The 13,382-nt window shown below is 71.2% G+C and carries 12 protein-coding genes; 5 read left to right on the top strand and 7 right to left on the bottom strand.

The features are described 5' to 3' along the window. Nucleotides 1-108 precede the first annotated feature (108 nt). The 5 genes from ACFV9J_RS27275 to ACFV9J_RS27255 all read right to left on the bottom strand — a co-directional run bounded on the left by ACFV9J_RS27275 (nt 109) and on the right by ACFV9J_RS27255 (nt 5,674). Entirely contained in the window at nt 109-1,089 is a 981-nt protein-coding gene (locus tag ACFV9J_RS27275) for an SCO2521 family protein (protein ID WP_385358133.1), read from the bottom strand. Nucleotide 1,090: 1 nt separating this feature from the next. Beyond that, a complete protein-coding gene (locus ACFV9J_RS27270) occupies nt 1,091-2,056 on the bottom strand; it encodes an SCO2522 family protein (protein WP_385358130.1) in 966 nt (321 codons plus the stop codon). Further along, the gene (locus tag ACFV9J_RS27265; protein WP_385358190.1) at nt 2,053-2,970 is read right to left on the bottom strand and encodes an SCO2523 family variant P-loop protein; all 918 of its coding nucleotides are present in this window, start codon (nt 2,968-2,970) and stop codon (nt 2,053-2,055) included. The genes ACFV9J_RS27270 and ACFV9J_RS27265 overlap by 4 nt, the downstream gene beginning before the upstream one ends. A gap of 2 nt (nt 2,971-2,972) precedes the next feature. Then, the gene (locus ACFV9J_RS27260; RefSeq protein WP_385358127.1) at nt 2,973-4,817 is read right to left on the bottom strand and encodes an SCO2524 family protein; all 1,845 of its coding nucleotides are present in this window, start codon (nt 4,815-4,817) and stop codon (nt 2,973-2,975) included. Nucleotides 4,818-4,900: 83 nt separating this feature from the next. Beyond that, a complete protein-coding gene (locus ACFV9J_RS27255) occupies nt 4,901-5,674 on the bottom strand; it encodes an SCO2525 family SAM-dependent methyltransferase (RefSeq protein WP_361000662.1) in 774 nt (257 codons plus the stop codon). Between the two features lie 248 nt (nt 5,675-5,922). On the opposite strand from ACFV9J_RS27255, the gene ACFV9J_RS27250 reads away from it, so the two are divergent. Next, nucleotides 5,923-6,468, top strand: coding sequence for a GNAT family N-acetyltransferase (locus ACFV9J_RS27250; RefSeq protein ID WP_385358124.1), 546 nt, complete (start codon nt 5,923-5,925; stop codon nt 6,466-6,468). Here the strand turns inward: ACFV9J_RS27250 and ACFV9J_RS27245 are convergent. Further along, nucleotides 6,465-7,160 carry a TerB family tellurite resistance protein gene (locus ACFV9J_RS27245; RefSeq protein ID WP_385358122.1) on the bottom strand — a complete coding sequence of 232 codons (696 nt, stop codon included), beginning with the start codon at nt 7,158-7,160 and terminating at the stop codon, nt 6,465-6,467. The two genes, ACFV9J_RS27250 and ACFV9J_RS27245, sit on opposite strands and share 4 nt — an antisense overlap. A 184-nt stretch (nt 7,161-7,344) precedes the next feature. Further along, nucleotides 7,345-9,066, bottom strand: a complete 1,722-nt coding sequence (leuA, locus tag ACFV9J_RS27240; protein ID WP_385358119.1) for a 2-isopropylmalate synthase — start codon at nt 9,064-9,066, stop codon at nt 7,345-7,347. Nucleotides 9,067-9,418: 352 nt separating this feature from the next. Between leuA and ACFV9J_RS27235 the strand changes: the two genes are divergently transcribed. The 4 genes from ACFV9J_RS27235 (at nt 9,419) to ACFV9J_RS27220 (ending at nt 13,372) form a co-directional block, all read left to right on the top strand. Then, nucleotides 9,419-10,489, top strand: coding sequence for a M4 family metallopeptidase (locus ACFV9J_RS27235; RefSeq protein ID WP_385358117.1), 1,071 nt, complete (start codon nt 9,419-9,421; stop codon nt 10,487-10,489). Nucleotides 10,490-10,510: 21 nt separating this feature from the next. After that, nucleotides 10,511-10,777, top strand: a complete 267-nt coding sequence (locus ACFV9J_RS27230; RefSeq protein WP_385358114.1) for a protealysin inhibitor emfourin — start codon at nt 10,511-10,513, stop codon at nt 10,775-10,777. A 57-nt stretch (nt 10,778-10,834) separates the two neighbouring features. Beyond that, entirely contained in the window at nt 10,835-12,187 is a 1,353-nt protein-coding gene (locus ACFV9J_RS27225; RefSeq protein ID WP_385358112.1) for a GH1 family beta-glucosidase, read from the top strand. A gap of 105 nt (nt 12,188-12,292) precedes the next feature. After that, entirely contained in the window at nt 12,293-13,372 is a 1,080-nt protein-coding gene (locus ACFV9J_RS27220) for a PhoH family protein (protein WP_385358109.1), read from the top strand. The last annotated feature ends 10 nt before the right edge of the window (nt 13,373-13,382 follow it).

The raw sequence follows: 13,382 nt of genomic DNA, 5'->3' as shown, positions 1-13,382 counted from the left end.
TGGGATACGCGTCGGATCGTGCGGGGATGTGCGTGCGGTGACGGGCGTGCGGTGACAGGCGTGCGGTGACAGGCGTGCGGTGCTGCGCGGGCCGGACGGCGGGCTCGGTCAGGGAGCCGGTTCCACCTCCCGGTGGGCTGCGGGGATGGCGTGCAGGGTGAGCTGGTCGCGGATGCGCTGCACCAGGGCCTGCCACTGCCGGGTGAAGCCGGGACGCTCCTCCAGCGGGTCCCACAGCGCGGCCAGTTCGCGGCCGACCCGGGCGCCCGGCATCCACAGGTGCAGGAGGTGGTCGACGGCCGGACGCAGGGTCCGCACGACGGCGCCGGCGTCGTGGGCGGCCCCGGCGCCGAGGCGGAGGCCGTCGAGCATGCGGACGACGGTGGTGAGCAGCCAGTCGTGCAGGGCCAGGTCGTCGCAGAGCGCGGCGAGTTCGGCGCCGGTGGTGCCCTCGGGCACCCGCAGGCGTACGGTGCGCAGCTCGTCCTCGGCGAGGGTGAACCGTTCCAGCGAGGGGCCCTCGCCCGGGGCCGCGGGCAGCGCCGCCCAGCGCAGCCGGGTGGGGCGGGAGCGGAAGGGCGGGCGCTGGTCGAGCAGGGGGTGGCGCAGCACCCGGGTGAGCAGGCCGTCGGCGATGAGTCCGACGTCGAGGTCACCCTGGCGGGGTCCGCCGAGGACACCCTGGGCGACCGCCTCGGGCGGGAGCTTGCCCAGCGGTTCGACCACGCCGGGCCGCACCAGGTACTCGCCCCAGGGGCGCCGCTGGTCGGGTCCGGTGCCGGGCAGGCGGCAGTGGGCGGAGGTCTGCAGGACGCGGCCCTCGGTGAGCGCGGCGTGCGCGGTGACGGTGCCGACGGCACGGATGCGGGCGCCGTTGGCGCTGGGCAGGGGGCAGTCGACGCCGGTGAGGGTGTCGGGGGAACGCGCGTAGAGGCCGGGGCGTTCGGAGAGCAGCACGCGTTCGTCGGCGCGCAGGCCGAGGAGCTGGGCGGCGGAGCGGATGTCGAGGGCCTGCCGGGCGGGCAGCAGGCAGGTGCGGATCTCGCCGCAGGCGAGGACGGCGGGCGGGGTGCTCTGCCGCGGCGCCATGTCAGGGCCCCGAGTAGTACACGTAGGAGATGCGGTCGGCGACCGAGTCGGGGACGGCCATGCGTTCCTTCCCGGAGCGGTCGGCGACCTGCGCGAGTGCTCCCGGGTCTACCTCGATCTGGTCGAGGATCACGCGGACGGCGTGTTCGACGGGCAGGAAGCGGGTGGGCAGGACGGAGCAGGTGCGGTAGGCGGCGAAGGGGTCCGCGCGCTCGTTGAGCTTCAGCAGGGTGGGCAGTTCGTCCCAGGTGTCGGGGAAGCCGGTGGCGGTGTGCGGCTGGGGGGCCAGGACGGCCTCGCCCTCGCTGCGCAGGAGCCCGAGGCGGGCGAGCTGCCACACGGCGGCGAGGAAGGGGCAGGACCACAGGCGCTGCCCGTCGGCGTCGTCGCTCCACAGCTCGACGTCGAGGAAGACGGAGTGGCGGCGGGCGGCGGTCTCGTGCGGGGGCTGCCAGGGCGCGGCGCGCTTCATGGCCTGCGGGGCGCGGGCGACGGGGCTGCGTTCGCCGTTGGCGAGCCAGCCGGTCTGCGCGGCGGGCGGGCGCAGGCCGTAGCTGCCGGGCGGCGGGGACTCGACGATGCGGGCGGCGACCGCCTCGGCGACGGGCACCTTGCCGGTGACGGCGCAGCCGGACTCGCGGGCCAGGTAGTCGACGCCCAGTCCGGCCCGCTCGGCCTCCGCGAGGAGCATGGGGACGACCTCGGCGGGGGTGGAGAAACGGGTGAAGTAGTCGTCGATGAGGAAGCAGGTGCTGATCCGGGCCCGCTTGCCGCCGGCCCGGGCGGTGGCGGCGGTGCGGGCCGCCTCCACCCAGGGCCGTACTTCGGCGAAGTGCGCGCGCAGCCGTTCGGGTCCGGCCTCGAAGTCCTCCATGTAGAGGTGGCCCAGCTCCACGGAGAGGTGGGCCAGCGGCACGGACTGGGTGCGCGGCTCGGCGGCGGTCTCGCGGAACACGGGCTCCGTCACAGCCGCCCCCAGTGGGTGTCGTCCGTCAGGCGCCGGGCGATCTCCTCCAGCGCCTCCAGGGTCTCCTTGTTCGCTATCTGGGTGGAGAGGACGTCTTCCTCGGTGATGAGCTGCTCCTGCCACTGGAGGATGGGTTCCAGCGGCACGATGCCGAGGACGACGCTGTCGCCGATGCGGTGCTCGGCGGCCAGCCGGCGCAGCGCCTCGTCGCACGCCTGCATCCAGGTGGCCTGGGCGGTGGAGCCCTGCGACCACAGGGGCGACTCGGGGTCGGGCACGGCGGCTCGCACGAAGCGGATGGCGGCGCGCAGGTCGTCCTCGTCGTGGCCGCGTTCGACGCCGCCGCCGATGATGCCGTGCTCGGCGTGGACGAGCCCGGAGGCGGCGATCACGTGCTGGCGGGTCCAGCGGTGGAAGACCAGCCAGCGGAAGGGGGTGTTGCGCATCCGGGGGTGGGCGGTGGCGTCGAGGACCATGTCGACGGCGTAGCTGCGGCCGGCGCTGAGGTCGACGAAGGTGACGTCGAACTCGGCGTTGAGCTTGAGCAGCAGGTCGACGCAGCGTTCCAGGGCCTCCTCGCCGGTGGCGAACTCGCCGCCGCCCGCGTCGCCGGGGAACAGCACCAGTCGGCCGGACTGGTTGGGGCGGGCGCGCAGCAGGGGGTGCTCGGTCTGCCGCCAGACGTCGATGCGGACCGGTTCGGAGGTCTCGCCCTCCAGGTAGGAGTGCAGGCCGTGCTCCTGGGTGCCGCGCATGGCGCCGGGCACGTCGAAGACGGCGGCGGCGGTGGGTGAGCCGAAGTCGAAGTCGACGTAGGCCACGTGGTCACCGGTGAGGGCGCGCTGGTAGGCCAGGTTGGCGCTGGTCACCGAGCGTCCCGTGCCCCCCTTGTCGGAGGCGGCGAAGACCAGCACGCTCACACCTCCTGGGCGGCGGCGCCCCTGGCCTGGGCCAGGGTGTCGAGTTCCTGGAGCACGGGCAGGGCCAGGGCGAAGGCGGTCGCGGGCCGGTCGTCGACCAGGCTGCGGGCGTGGTCGAGGCGGCTCTCGATGCTCCGCATGGCTCTGGCTCTGCTGCCGTCGGGGGCGGCGGACGCCTCCAGTTGCTCCTTGCCGAAGAGGTGGGTGGCCTCGCTGAGCAGCTCCCGTGCGAACTCGGCCAGTTCGGGGCTGCGGATGGGCTGCTGCTCGTACAGGATGCGGGCGGCGACGAGGCATTCGGTGACGCGCTCGGTGATGCTCCAGGACATGCGCAGTCCGGCGTCCTGGGCGTCGGGGTAGACGGCCTGGATGTTGTCCCAGAGGCCGGCGCCCTCCTCCTCGTCGATGCGCCGCTTCCACAGGTGTTCGAAGGACTGCTCGGCGAGGCGCAGCAGGCGGTCCTGGGCGCCGATGTTCCGGGAGAGTTCGGCGAGCTGGATGATGCGCTTGAGGAGCTGGGCGGAGAAGTCGGTCATCCGCCACAGGAGTTGGCCGCCGGCGCGCTCGGACCCGGCGAGCGGCATGGTGACGCCGGGGGTGTGCAGCAGCAGGGTCGGGTCGTCCTTCGTCATGCGGCTGGTGACCCGGCCCCGGTCGGCGAGGCGCTCCATGATGGCGACGGTGCGGGTGAGGTCGTCGTCGGTCGCCTTCCGGCGGACCAGGTCGTGGACGAGGATGGCCGCGACGGTCAGGGAGAAGTACTCGGACTCCAGGCGCAGGCCGGTGGTCTGCCAGGGCAGGTCCTCCAGGGGCCAGCGCTCGCCGCCGAAGCGGGCGATCGCGGACCAGTACTGCTGGCTCAGCTCCCAGCGCAGGCGCAGCATCTCGGCGAGCTTCTGCTGGTCCTCGTCGAGCAGGCCGAGGGTGAGGGTGCGGTCGGAGAACAGGTCCTGGATGCCGTCGAGGGCGACGACGGTGAAGTACACGTAGGGCAGCCGGTCGGCGATGCCGTCGGGCTGGCCGGGGACGTCGGCGTTCAGGTCGGTGATCGTCGGCGCGTCCTTGACGATGCCCCAGGCCCAGCCGCACTCGAAGAGCTGGCTCTCGTCGCGGATGCCCTCGTCGACCTGGATGCCCCGGGAGAGGCTCTCGATGATGGTGGCGCGCAGCGGGCGTAACCGGCGGGAGAACTGCTGGAGGACGATCCGGTCGGACTGTCCGCCCTGGCCGATGACCTGGATCAGCCGCTTGCCCTGCTCCGACTCGGCGTCGAAGACGTTCACGGCGAAGGAGCGCAGCAGGCTGACCATCGCGGAGGTGAGCCGGGCGTTGGTGGCCTCGCGCAGCTCGGCGATGGCCTTGAGGACCTCGGGCCGGGTGGTGGTGCCCTCGTAGACCTTGAGGAAGCCGAGGGTGGCGAGGCAGAGCGTGACGGACATGGAGTAGGAGTCGACCACGCCCAGCTGGCGCTGTTCGTGGCTGATCGTGCCGCCGGGCTCGGAGGGGCGGAAGTAGTGTCCGCCGGAGAAGGTGGGGCTGTCGTCCGTGCCGGTGTGGGTGCGCATGAACTGGGTCAGCGCGGCGATCAGGTTGGGCGGGATCTCCAGCCGACTGCCGACCCGGTCGAGGGCGCGCAGGACGTCACGTTCGGTGGTGTCCGGCTGGTCGAGCCGGAAGGCGGGGACCTCGGTGGCCGGATACAGCAGGCACAGCAGACGCTCGGCGTCCGCGACGCTGCTCAGTCCGTCGGTGTCCCCCCGGACCAGCTTCCCGTCGTCGAACGAATGACGGCCCATGGCCTGCCAGATGTCCAGCAGGTGCTGCCGTGGCTTGATCTGCATCCCCGCACCCCTCGTACAGACCTCGTTGCCCTGTGTTCGGCACGTCCCCGTTGCGATGGTCCCCGTTGAGCATGTCCCCGTTCCTACGGGGCGGCAATCGCCGAATTGCGCCGTCCCAGGGCGAGGAGCATTCCCTCGTGCCCCGGCCGCACCGAGTGGTGCAGATCGTGGATCTCCAGTTCTCCGGTGAACGGCTCCAGGCTCTGGCCGACCGTTTCCTCGTTCACCCGGTAGGCCGGGTAGTCGTGGGCGCCGACGCGGTAGCCGACGGACTCCTTCATGAAGGCGGCGGCGAACGGCGCTCCCTCGCCGAGCGCGTTCATGAAGCAGCGCACGCCGCGGTGGAACTCCTCGGGCGCCTCGGACATGGAGTCGGCGACGAAGAACATGGTGCCCAGCGACCAGCGCCGGTCGCCGCCCTCCAGGTCGAACAGGTTGCCGCGCTCGACCCGGACGATGTCGGCGACCAGCGGTCTCGGCTCGACGGCGGCGTAGGCGGGGGCCTCGCGCAGCACGTCCCAGAAGGGGTCCCAGGCGATGTCGTACCCGGCCGGGGCGAGCTGCTTCTCCAGGTATTCGACGTTCGGGCGCGCGTATTCCAGCAGGAGCAGCTTCTCGCACCAGGGCAGCATGGACAGGGCCGGATAGAGGTTCGCGCCCGCGCCGACGTCGATGCCGCGCGCGGAGCGCGGGGGGGCGCCCTCGAAGCAGCGGGTGAAGTAGTCGCGCATCAACCGGACGATCAGCAGGTCGACTTCGAGCGGTGTCCGGTAGTTGTTGTCCACGTACACCTCTGGATCGAACTTCGACCAAGGCGCGTCGGCGTTGCGATCCATAGTCACCCTGCCACGTTCCATTCGAATTTGGACAAATCCCCAGCACTGTTCACGGTAAGTGACACAGCCACTACGGACCAGTACGGGAATACGCCATCCTCATCCGCCCGGCGCACGTCGGGCGCATGGTCGCACACCCGAACTCGCCCTTGCATGAGGGAAGTTGGACGCTCACTCTAGCCAGAAGCAGACACTGGCCGCCACATGAGTCCTTCACTCGTCCGAGTGCGGCGCGGATGCCCAAGAGTTGACGCAGACCAGGGGGTTGCATGACCGCCGAACCGCTGGAACGTTCCCTCGACCACCACGACCCGCTCACCCGGCCCGGACTGCCACCGGACGACCTGCCACTGGACCTGCGCACGGCACGGGAGTCCGACCTGCCGGAACTGCGGCGGCTGGACGAGGAGGTCTTCCAGGACTTCGCCTATCCCGGGTTCCTGCTGCGCCAGCTCTTCGACATGTACGAGGAGCACTTCCTGGTCCTCGACGACGGCACGGGCAGGCTGCGCGGTTACGTGCTGGCCGCCACCCGGACGCTCGGCGCGGACAGCTGGATCCTCGGGCTGTGCGTGACCGTGGACCGGCGCCGCCACGGGCTGGGGCGGGAGCTGATGCGGGAGGTCCTGAGCCGGTTGCGCCGGGACGGCATACAGGTCGTCCGCCTCACGGTGGAGCCCGCCAACCTCGCCGCCATCTTCCTCTACCGTTCGCTGGGCTTCCGGCCCGAGGAGCCCGACGGCGGCCTGCGTCCGGACTACTTCGGTCCGGGCGTGCACCGCCAGATCATGCGGCTGGATCTCGCACCCGGTTAGGAGGGCGTGCCCGCCGAGTCCAGGAGGCGGGTCACGTCGTCGGAGCAGAGGGTCAGGGCCGCGCCGACGGTGGCCAGGGCGTCGCGTTCGGCGGGGGTGTAGGGGCCGTCCGCCAGGGCGATGCGGGCACCCTGCAGCAGGATCGACTCGCGGCCGACGGCGGCGAGGTGCGGTGCCAGGGGGTCGAGGGCCTCGTGCAGTTCTATCGCCAGGCCCGGCACGCAGGGTTCGCCGCGGACCCGGCCGGTGTCCGCCTCCAGCGCCTCGACGAGCGCGTTCAGCTGCTCCTCCGTGCAGTCCTCGAAGCCGGCCGCGCGCACCGCGACGGTCGCGGTCTCCAGCGAGGTGCGGGAGCAGGTGCCGCCCGCGGTGAGGACCGCGAGGGCGACGGTGTGCACGGCGTCGCGGAGCATCGCGGAGAAGCGCGTGGTGGTCGGGTGGTCGAGGACGTCGGTGCCGTAGTGGCGGCGGCAGGCCGCGCACTCGACGGTCGGCGCGGACTCGCCGCGGGGCAGGACGGGCACGCCGAGCAGGGTGAAGCGGCGGCGGCCGGTGAGCCGCGCGTAGTTGCGGTCGCCGCCGCAGCCGGGGCAGAAGAACTCGCCGTCGCCGACGGGCGTCCACGCGGTGCGGGTGCCCAGGATGCGTGGCAGCCGGGCAGCTCGGCCGTTCGGTCCCCGTCCAGGCAGCACGTCGCACCTCCATAACGGCGCGACAGCATCGTCGCGCTGGCGTGATGTTAGCCACATCACCGACGTGGAGTCAGTACCCAGGACGAGACCTTTCCGTGACCATCACAGATATATGGCCGGTATATGACGGGGTCCCGCCCACCGGTTTCCGGCGGGCGGGACCTCAAACCGCTGATTCGGCTGGTCAGCGGGTTGCGCGGTTGACGGCGGAGACGACGGCCTTCAGCGAGGCACGCGTAGTGTTCGCGTCGATTCCGATGCCCCACAGCACCTTGTCGCCGATCGCGCACTCGATGTAGGAGGCGGCCTGCGCGGAGGCGCCCTCGCTCATCGTGTGCTCCTGGTAGTCCAGCAGCCGTACGTCGATGCCGACGCCCTGCAGTGCGTGGAAGAACGCCGAGATCGGGCCGTTGCCGGTGCCGACCAGGGTGGTCTCCGCACCGTCGACCGTGGCGTCCACGGTGAGGGTGTCGACGCCGTCGCGGTCGGTCGTGGTCTGGCCGTTGGCCACCTGGATGCGGCCCCAGGGGTTGTCCGGGTTGGGCAGGTACTCGTCCTGGAAGACGTCCCAGATCGCCGTCGGCGTGATCTCGCCGCCCTCGGCGTCGGTCTTGGCCTGGATCAGCTTCGAGAACTCGATCTGCATCCGGCGCGGCAGGTCCAGGCTGTGGTCGTTCTTCAGGACGTAGGCGATGCCGCCCTTGCCGGACTGCGAGTTGACGCGGATGACGGCCTCGTAGGAGCGGCCGACGTCCTTGGGGTCGATGGGCAGGTACGGGACGGCCCACTCGATGTCGTCGACGGTGACGCCCTTCGCGGCCGCGTCGGCCTCCATGGCGTCGAAGCCCTTCTTGATGGCGTCCTGGTGGGAGCCGGAGAAGGACGTGTAGACCAGGTCGCCCACGTACGGGTGGCGCGGGTGGACCTCCATCTGGTTGCAGTACTCCCACGTGCGACGGATCTCGTCGATGTCGGAGAAGTCGATCTGCGGGTCGACGCCCTGGGAGAACAGGTTCATGCCCAGGGTGACCAGGTCGACGTTGCCGGTGCGCTCGCCCTGTCCGAACAGGCAGCCCTCGATGCGGTCGGCGCCGGCCAGCAGCGCCAGCTCGGCCGCCGCCACCGCCGTACCGCGGTCGTTGTGCGGGTGGACGGACAGGCAGACGTGCTCGCGGCGGGACAGGTTGCGGCCCATCCACTCGAAGCGGTCGGCGTGCGTGGACGGCGTGGAACGCTCCACCGTGGCCGGCAGGTTGAGGATGATCTCGCGGCCCGGACCGGGCTGGTAGGTGTCCATCACCGCCTCGCAGACCTCCAGGGCGAAGTCCAGCTCGGTGTCGGTGAAGATCTCCGGCGAGTACTGGTAGCCGAACTCCGTCTCCGGGCCCAGCAGTTTCTCGGCGTACTCCATGACCAGGCGGGTGCCGTCGACCGCGATCTGCTTGATGTCGTCGCGCGAGCCGCGGAAGACGACCCGGCGGAAGACCGGGGCGGTGGCGTTGTACAGGTGGACGGTGGCCCGCCTGGCGCCCTTCAGGGACTCCACCGTGCGCTCGATCAGGTCCTCGCGGGCCTGGGTCAGTACGGAGATGGTGACGTCGTCCGGGATGGCGTCCGGGTCCTCGATGATGGACCGTACGAAGTCGAAGTCGGTCTGGCCGGAGGCCGGGAAGCCGACCTCGATCTCCTTGTAGCCCATCTTGACCAGCAGGTCGAACATGGCGCGCTTGCGGACCGGCGACATGGGGTCGATCAGGGCCTGGTTGCCGTCGCGCAGGTCGGTGGAGAGCCAGCGGGGAGCGGTGGTGACCCGCTGGTTCGGCCAGGTGCGGTCGGCGATGTCGACCTGGTCGTAGCCGCGGTACTTGCCGGTCGGCATGGGGCTGGGCTGCTGGCGGTTGGCCATGATGGCGTGGGCTCCTCGTGATGTCCGCGGATCTCGGCGGTGTCCGCGTCGTCCGCGTGTCCGGAAGGACGGCCGACGGCACCACCAAGCTCCGCGGGGAGGGAGTCGGCCTCTACAGGCCCTCGCCGCGGCAGCTAAGGAGAAGCAGCCCGAATCGCATGATGCCCAGCACCCTAGCCGAGTCACGCGGGGCACGCGGGTCCGTATCAGTATGCGGGACCGGGGTGAGAAAGGGGACAAAAAGTGCGGTATACCACTCCCGACCGGGCCACGGGGGTCCCTTCCCGCCCCTGTGCACCGATCGTGGTTGCGGGTAGTGACAGCACGGTCACTCAGTGCGAGAGTGCCGGACATGACGACACACGGGGGCTTCCAGCCCGTCTTCTGCACGATCGTCCCGCCCCACGTCCTCGACCGGCTCGCCCGGAACACGGACCCCGTGCTCGCCGGGCCCGCCCGCCGCACCATCCAGCGCGACGCCCTCGAACGCACCCGCCGCGGCCTGACCACGGTCGCCGGCGCCCCCTCGGTGGCCCCGCGCGCGGACGCGGAGCCCGGGAAGCCGCAGCGCACGATCTACGACGCCGGGCACGGCACCGACCTGCCGGGCAGCGAGGTGCGCGCCGAGGGTGAGGAGCCCGGCCAGGACGCCACCGTGAACCGCGCCTACGCGGGCCTGGGCGCCACCTTCGAGCACTACCTCGAGGTCTACCGGCGCGACTCCATCGACGGCGCGGGCCTGCCGCTGGACGCGACCGTGCACTACGACCGCGAGTACAACAACGCCTTCTGGAACGGCGAGCAGATGGTCTTCGGCGACGGCGACGGCGAGATCTTCCTCGACTTCACCGTCGCCCTGGACGTGATCGGCCACGAGCTGACCCACGGCGTCACCCAGCACACCGCCAACCTGACCTACTACGGCCAGCCCGGCGCCCTCAACGAGTCGGTCTCCGACGTCTTCGGCTCCCTCATCAAGCAGTACGCGCAGGGCCAGACCGCGGAGGAGGCCGACTGGCTGATCGGCGCCGGGCTGCTCGCCCCGCGGGTGACGGGCGAGGCGCTGCGCTCCATGAAGGCGCCGGGCACGGCCTACGACGACGACGTGCTCGGCAAGGATCCGCAGCCCGCGACGATGGACGACTTCGTACGCACCGGCCGCGACAACGGCGGGGTGCACATCAACTCCGGCATCCCCAACCACGCCTTCTACCTGCTCGCCACCGCGCTCGGCGGGCACGCCTGGGAGCGGGCCGGGCAGCTCTGGTACGACGTGCTGACCGGCGGCGAGCTGGCCGAGGACGCGCTGTTCGCGGACTTCGCGACGCTGACGGTGAAGGCCGCCCGGGAGCGCTACGGCGACGGGGACGAGCTGGAGGCCGTCGGCAAGGCCTGGGAGCAGGTCGGGGTGCGGACGCGGTAGTTCCGTACTAGACACGGGTCCATGCGGATTCAGGTGAGGCGCACAGGAGGCTTCGCGGGCATCGAACGCCACGCGGAGGTCGAGACCGAGGGACGCCCCGACGCGGACGAGTGGCACGCCCTGGCCGAGCGGGCGGTCGCCGACGGCCGGAGCACCCCGCCGGTCGGGGTGCCGGACGGGTTCAGCTACCAGCTCACCGTGGACGGGCGGACGGTGTACGCGGCCGATCCCCGGCTGACGGACGAGCAGCGCGCGCTGATCTCGCGGGTGCTGAAGGAGGGTGCGTAACGCCGGTCGGATGCACGGGCGTTGACTTCCCTTACCGGGGGTACGGATGATCCGCGCATGGCGACTGACGACGCGATGCCCGCGAAGCTGATGCCGGCGAAGCCGATGCCGCGGTTCCCGGACGGCTTCCTGTGGGGCGTGTCCACGTCCGCGCACCAGATCGAGGGCGCGGCCGACCTGCGGGGGCCGTCCGTGTGGGACGCCTTCACGGCGGAGCCCGGCCGGGTGAAGGACGGTTCGACGGCGGCGGTGGCCTGCGACCACTACCACCGCTACCGCGAGGACGTGGCCCTCCTCGCCGGCCTCGGCGTGGACGCCTACCGCTTCTCGGTCTCCTGGCCCCGGGTGGACTCCCCCGGCGGCCTGGACTTCTACGACCGCCTGGTGGACGAGCTGTGCGCGGCGGGCGTGCGGCCGGTGCCGACGCTCTTCCACTGGGACCTGCCGGCGGGCCTGGACTGGCTGGAGCGGGACACGGCCGCCCGGTTCGCCGAGTACGTGTCGGTCGTCGCGGAGCGGCTCGGCGACCGGGTCGGCAAGTGGATCACCCTCAACGAACCCGCCGAGCACACCCTGCTCGGCCACGCCCTGGGCGTCCACGCCCCCGGCCGGGAGCTGCTGTTCGACGCCCTTCCGGTCGCCCACCACCAGCTCCTGGCGCACGGCCTGGCGGTACGGGCCCTGCGCGCGTCCGGCGCCACGGACGTCGGCATCGCCAACTCGCACGGCCCGGTCCGGCCCGCCTCGGACGACCCGGCCGACCGGGAGGCGGCGGACTTCTACGACCTCCTGCTGAACCGGATGTTCGCCGACCCGCTGCTGACCGGGCGGTACCCGGAGGGCATCGGGGACCTCATGCCAGGCGATGTGGCGGCCGACCTGGAGATCATCGCCGAGCCGCTGGACTGGTACGGCGTGAACTACTACGCGCCGACGCGGGTGGGCGCCCCGCAGGGCGCGGAGATCGAGTTCGGCGGGGTGACGCTCCCGGCCGAACTGCCCTTCTCGGTGCGCCGGATCGAGGGGCGGCCGGTGACGGACTTCGGCTGGCCCGTGGTCCCGGAGGGGCTGACGGAGCTGCTCACCGGCTTCCGGGACCGCTACGGCGACCGGCTCCCGCCGGTCGTGATCACCGAGAACGGCTGCTCCTACGAGGGCCTCGACGACCGGGACCGCATCGCCTACCTCGACGGACACGTGCGCGCCCTGCACCGGGCGGTCGAGGCGGGCGTGGACGTGCGCGGCTACTTCGTGTGGTCGCTCCTGGACAACTTCGAGTGGGCCGAGGGGTATGCCCGCCGCTTCGGACTGGTCCACGTGGACTTCACGACGCTCGCGCGCACGCCCAAGGCGTCCTACGGCTGGTTCCGGGATCTGCTCGACGGGCAGCGGCGGGTACCGGTCGGATAAACCCCTCGGTGCTGTCGGCGGGGAGTCGTACGCTGGAGTCAGCAGACACACCCGTCACGCGGCGGACGCCGCAGAGGAGGACGAGCAGGCCTAGAGCGCCGGCCCATGACTCAGACACCCTCAGCTCGCACCCCCGCGCAGGGGCAGGCAAGAGCACAGATCACCGTCCCCGCCCAGCACCCGATGGTGACCGTACTGGGCTCCGGAGACTCCCTCCTGCGCGTGATCGAGAAGGCCTTCCCGGCGGCCGACATCCATGTCCGGGGCAATGAGATCAGCGCCGTCGGCGACACCCATGAGGTCGCTCTCGTACAGCGCGTGTTCGACGAGATGATGCTGGTGCTGCGCACCGGGCAGCCGATGACGGAGGACGCAGTGGAACGCTCGATCGCCATGCTCAAGGCGAGCGAGAACGGGGAGAGCGACGGCCGGGAGACCCCGGCCGAGGTGCTCACGCAGAACATCCTGTCCTCGCGCGGCCGCACGATCCGCCCCAAGACGCTGAACCAGAAGCGGTACGTCGACGCGATCGACAAGCACACCATCGTCTTCGGCATCGGCCCCGCGGGCACCGGCAAGACCTACCTGGCGATGGCCAAGGCGGTGCAGGCCCTGCAGTCCAAGCAGGTCAACCGCATCATCCTGACCCGCCCGGCGGTCGAGGCCGGTGAGCGGCTCGGCTTCCTGCCGGGCACGCTGTACGAGAAGATCGACCCGTATCTGCGCCCGCTGTACGACGCGCTGCACGACATGCTCGACCCGGACTCGATCCCGCGGCTGATGGCGGCGGGCACGATCGAGGTCGCGCCGCTGGCGTACATGAGGGGAAGAACCCTTAATGACGCTTTCATCATCCTGGACGAGGCCCAGAACACCAGCCCCGAGCAGATGAAGATGTTCCTGACCCGGCTCGGCTTCGAGTCGAAGATCGTGATCACGGGTGACGTGACGCAGGTCGACCTGCCGGGCGGCACGAAGTCGGGTCTGCGGCAGGTGCAGGACATCCTGGACGGCGTCGAGGACGTCCACTTCTCCCGGCTCACGTCGCAGGACGTCGTCCGGCACAAGCTGGTGGGCCGTATCGTCGACGCCTACGAGCAGTACGACAGCAGGAACGGCACCGAGAACGGCGGCCACAACGGCGGCCGGACACCGGGACACGGTGCCAAGGCCAAGGGGAAGTAGACCAGCACGA

It is taken from the genome of Streptomyces sp. NPDC059906 (assembly GCF_042730645.1).
GTDB classification, from domain to species: domain Bacteria; phylum Actinomycetota; class Actinomycetes; order Streptomycetales; family Streptomycetaceae; genus Streptomyces; species Streptomyces rubrogriseus.
Note: the sequence above shows the minus strand (reverse complement) of the source record. Positions and strands in the feature narration are given on the sequence as shown.